Here is a 4,805-nt window from a genome sequence, read left to right as displayed (position 1 = left end):
GCCAATCCTCAAGGCCGCACTTCAAAACCATCGGACCGAGCAGCCAGCCTCCCATGCAGTTGACCGCTTGGCCGATGCTGCATAAGGTTCAACCAGCGACGCCAGCCTTGGCATTTTCAACAGAGTACGGGACATCCCCCTTCTTCAGGTCGCTTGCGCGCTGCAAGTCACGCAAGGAACCTTTGCTGGTGCGGCGCGATGGTTCGCCATGGTCGTCTAACTACGTTTCAGCGATTTTTCGGCCCTTTGTCCGCAGCCTGGGGTACTCCGATGATCTTGTGTTCTACTCGTTGCGCCATACGTATGCCTCGCTGTTACTGCAAGCTGGTACTCCACCCATTGTCGTGGCACGGCAGCTCGGTCATCTCAACATGCAAACTGTGATCAGGACCTACGCCCATGTGGTCGATGATTTCTTCGATGTCGAGTTTCGGCAAAGGTTCCGGCCAGGGTTCCTGACGGAACCGGATTTGTTCTCGAATAGCCTCGTGGGCGATGACAAACTTTAGCCTGCCTCATTCCGGATTAGCTATAGCGTCTTGGCGGCGGCAAACAGCGCAGCGATGAAAGGGGAGCGGGGCTCGCGATTGATCGCGACCAGACCCACCGCATGCTCAACCTTTGGGTTGGCGAGTGGTACAGCGCGCACCCCTTCGAGCTTACCGAGTACATCGATAAAATACTCGGGCATGATGCTGGCGAGCCCCATGGACCTTACCGAAGAGAGGAGGTTCATGATCGAATTGGTCTCCAGCCGTGGTGATGGGTGGGCATTTGCCGCCGTGAAAGCACGGTCGATAATCCTGCGATTCTGCATGTTTGGGGTCAGCAAGCACAAGGACTCTTGTGCGGCTTCCAGCCAATCTACCGAACTGCGTTGGGCCAGTGGATGAGACGCTGATACGAACAGGCAGTAGCGCTCTTGATAGAGTGGTGCTTGCAAGAGGCCTTCGACTGGCTCGTTGTCAAGGTAGGTGATCCCCGCCTCAATCGAGAAATCATGGAGGTTGCGAAGGATCTCTTCAGAACTCTGCGAGAGGATGGTAAAACCCACCTTCGGATGCACTTGCTGCATGGCGTTCGTGAGTGTCGCCACCTTCGGCAATGCTGAGGGGATCACACCGAGCACAAGGCGCCCGACCAGTTCCCCCTTCCTGCTGCGAATTTGCCCGAGTTCCTGATTGAGCGACTGCCAATTGTCGAGGATCAGATGCGTCCATTTGAGGACCCGTTCGCCCTCGGCGGTAAGACCGATGTAACGCTGGCCACGCTCGACAATTGGCACGCCGAGCTCTTGCTCAAGCTGCCGAATGCGTCCCGACAATGTTGGTTGGGTGACATTGCATGCTTGGGCTGCACGCGTAAAATGCTTTTCTCGCGCAAGCGCAGCCAAGTATTGGAGCTGACGAATATCCATTTCCAGACAATATCTTAGACAACGCAATAAGGGAAGTCAGCTTGCGCCGCAAGTCTGGCAGGAATTTCAGTTGAAGACGATTCCCGTTTCTCGATACATTGTTGGGTTGACGTCGGTAGCTGGCCGACCGACGCATCACCGGCCTGCCAGTTGGAGTTTTTGCGACAGTTCAGCGTGTGTGGCCCGCAGTATGCTGATGACAACATCGAGAGGCAAAGCCGACAACAGCTCAGCGTCGAATACCAGCGCTTGAGATAGTAGATGCTCCCAAAATGGTGAAATATGTCAATGTTGGCTTCATCACTCGTGCGACATATATCTTGCGCGCAGGCCCTATGTTCTCCAGCAAAAAAAAAGGAACATTCCAGGGCAGCGGTAGACATCAGCCTCGAACTGAACGCTAAGAGTCTGACCCTGCCGGATTAACAGCAAGGCGCGTTTACAACGGCAGATGGCGCGTGAACGCCGTGCCGAAGACTAGGGCGTGAACTCATAAACGGGCATAGTTAGTCACGCACGTGTGTCTGCTTCCGGGGTGAAAGCGGTCATTATGGTCTATCGTTGCCATGTCGCAGAAGGGCCAGGAGCGGAAGCACCACCCCGTCACGCTGGCAACCCCGCACTGCGCAAACCAATCATTAGGTGATCATGATCGTCTTGCTGCCGGTAACAGGTGGTATTGCGCCAATAGTCGTCCCAGCCTGTAGCGCGACAATCTGGATGAGAAGTGCGCGACAATCTGAATGAGAGTCTGGTGTCGCGGCGATGCTGATGATCACGACATTGACTGTCGCAGGCAAGCGGTATTTTTGGTTGATTGTCGCGGCGCGTCAATCAGGGGCGATATTGGCGGGTGTGGCGTGTGACGCCGGGCGCCCTGGGCCACGCTTTTTCTCGATGGCCTCACGGCGCCGGTAGCTCTCGACATTCATCTCGAGGATGGTGGCGTGATGGACGAGGCGATCGACGGCGGCAAGCGTCATTGCGGGATCGGGAAAGACCTTTCCCCACTCGCCAAATGGCTGGTTTGCGGTGATCAGCATCGAGCGCTGTTCATATCGTGCGCTGATGAGTTCGAACAACACGCTGGTCTCGGCCTGGTCCTTGGTGACGTAGGCGAGATCGTCGAGGATCAGGAGATGGAACTTGTCGAGCCGGCTGATGGCAGCTTCGAGGCCGAGTTCGCGTCGTGCCACCTGGAGTTTTTGAACGAGATCGGTTGTACGGGTGAACAGCACCCGCCATCCATTCTCGATGAGGGCAAAGCCGATGGCTGAAGCCAGATGGCTCTTTCCGCCGCCCGGCGGGCCAAACAGCAGGAGGTTTGCACCTTTCTCCAGCCAGACATCACCGGCGGTGAGAGCCATCACCTGGGCCTTGGAAATCATCGGCACGGTCTCGAACTCGAAAGTGTCGAGGGTTTTGCCTGGCAGGAGGCGGGCCTCGGCGAGATGGCGTTCGATGCGGCGGCGGTCGCGTTCGGCCAGTTCGTGTTCGGTGATGACGGACAGGAAGCGGGCAGCGGGCCAACCTTCCTTGTCGGCCTGTTCGGCAAACTGCGCCCATACAGCTGTGATGGCCGGCAAACGGAGTGCGCTGAGAAGCAGGCAGAGCCTGGCGGCATCGACGGCAGTGTTGGTCTTCATGCCGCCTCTCCCGTCAGGCTGGAGTCGAGCAAGGCTTCGTAGACACTGAGCGGAGCAAGGTGGACGACGACGGTTGGGAGCCGGGCCGGATCGGGAGCGAAACGCACCTGCAAGGCTCTCATGTCGGGCAATTGTCCGGCATCCAGACAGGCGGAAAGCTGCTCTGCCAACTCGCTCTCGCAGTTGCGCTCGTGAGCCATGGCCAGAAGCTCGACCATGACGCGGCAGGCCTGCCGCTCTGGCTGGTGCTCCAGGAGAGCATCGAAGGTTCGCCGATATGCCAGGCGTGGAAACAGCTGGTCGCGATAGACGAGGCTGAGGAGCGCCATCGGCTTGCGGCGGAGCGCATGGATGACATGGCGGTAATCGACGACCTGGTCGTGCTTGCCCGAGGCATCAGCGCGCCCACGCGGCAGCGTCGTGAGGTGGGTGCCCCCGATGAAGAGATCGAGCCGATCATCGAACAGGCGTACCCTCAACCGGTGGCCGATCAGGCGTGAGGGCACAGTGTAGAACACTTTGCGCAGCGTGAAGCCGCCGGAGGATGTGACGCGCACGCTGACCTCCTCGTGATCGGCGGTGCGCCGGCCGGGAAGATCTTGCAGTTCGGTGCGCTCGCTGTCGATGCGTTTGGCATGGCGGGCGTTGCGGCGGCTGACGATCTCGTCGATGAAGCAGCGATAGGCGGGCAGATCGTCGAAGTCAGCCGAGCCGCGCATCAGCAACGCGTCGGCGATGGCGCGCTTGAGGTGGCCGTGCGGTCCTTCGATGGAACCGTTCTCATGGGCGATGCCAGCATTGTTGCGGGTGGCCGTCATCCCGTAATGCCTGCACAAATCCTCATAGCGCCGGGTCATGTCGTCCCGGGCCTCTCGATCGAGATTGCGGAAGGCGGCTGACAGGCTGTCGCTGCGATGTTCACGGGGCGCCCCGCCCAGCGACCACAGCGCATTCTGCAGTCCCTCCGCGAGAGCCACGAAACTTTCTCCGCCAAGCACCACGTGGGCGTGCTGGAAACCGGAATAGGCGAGCCGGAAATGATAGAGCCGATGATCGAGCGACACCCCCGCAATCGTAACCGCAGCATCGTCCATGACCGTAAAATCCGACAAGCCGCTTCGGCCAGGCACATGATCTTGCCGGAAAATGACGTCCTGCTCCTCGCCATGGATGGCGCGCCATGCGCGAACCCGCCGTTCCAGTGTCCGGCGAACGCCATCACCCAGTTCAGGGTGACGCCTGATCACCTCTTCGAAGATGGCGACGGAACGGATGCCTGGGGCTGCCCTCAGCATCGGCACAACCGCAGCCAGCCCCTGTTCCAGGTGTTTTCAGGCGTGGTTGATACCGATACCTATCAATCTCACATCCATTTTCCGTTTGTCGCGACCGCGCCCGATGGCGTGCATGTCGTCAAGAAGGGAACGCCGCTATTGCAGGTCATTCCGTTTCGCCGCGATGCCACTCAGATTGACGCCGTGATCCGGGCCGAGACTGAAACGGAGGCACTGAGGCGGACAAGGATCGCGCGAAACACCCAGGCTGATGAAGGCTGGTACCGGACAACGGCGCGCGGCATTCGCTGAGACCTGTGGCCTTCCCAAACGCCAAAGCCCGCCGTTTCATTTCTGGAACGGCGGGCTTTGCATGAGAGTCGTGATGAAGGTTTGTTTTCCGTTGCTTGCCTTGACCAGGAAGCCTGACGGCTCTTGGGGGCAAGCTTCTCTGTCTTTCGCAGGCCT

Annotated in this window: 3 protein-coding genes and 1 pseudogene; 1 reads left to right on the top strand and 3 read right to left on the bottom strand. The window is 59.0% G+C overall.

Annotation, left to right across the window (positions count from 1 at the left end):
• Positions 1–509: tyrosine-type recombinase/integrase (locus ACEW8Q_RS16370; RefSeq protein WP_373505125.1), on the top strand; the 509-nt coding region annotated here is incomplete at its 5' end.
• Positions 510–529: 20 nt separating this feature from the next.
• Here the strand turns inward: ACEW8Q_RS16370 and ACEW8Q_RS16365 are convergent.
• The 3 genes and pseudogenes from ACEW8Q_RS16365 to istA all read right to left on the bottom strand — a co-directional run.
• Positions 530–1,417, bottom strand: a complete 888-nt coding sequence (locus ACEW8Q_RS16365; RefSeq protein ID WP_373505124.1) for a LysR family transcriptional regulator — start codon at positions 1,415–1,417, stop codon at positions 530–532.
• A gap of 830 nt (positions 1,418–2,247) precedes the next feature.
• Positions 2,248–3,063: an IS21-like element helper ATPase IstB gene (gene istB, locus ACEW8Q_RS16360; RefSeq protein WP_373505123.1), complete on the bottom strand. Its 816-nt coding sequence runs from the start codon at positions 3,061–3,063 to the stop codon at positions 2,248–2,250.
• Positions 3,060–4,367: pseudogene (gene istA / locus ACEW8Q_RS16355) on the bottom strand (IS21 family transposase); the annotation flags it as partial. The gene istB and the pseudogene istA, both read right to left, overlap by 4 nt.
• Positions 4,368–4,805 lie beyond the last annotated feature (438 nt).

It is taken from the genome of Aestuariivirga sp. (assembly GCF_041738905.1).
In the GTDB taxonomy this organism is placed as follows: Bacteria; Pseudomonadota; Alphaproteobacteria; order Rhizobiales; family Aestuariivirgaceae; genus Aestuariivirga.
The sequence above is the reverse complement of the archived record's forward strand: the minus strand, read 5'-3'. Positions and strand labels throughout refer to the sequence as shown.

Bases quoted from the DNA above. Each gene is read 5' to 3' on its own strand.
- ACEW8Q_RS16365 (WP_373505124.1), bottom strand. From the start codon at position 1,417: ATGGATATTCGTCAGCTCCAATACTTGGCTGCGCTTGCGCGAGAAAAG.
- istB (WP_373505123.1), bottom strand. From the start codon at position 3,063: ATGAAGACCAACACTGCCGTCGATGCCGCCAGGCTCTGCCTGCTTCTC.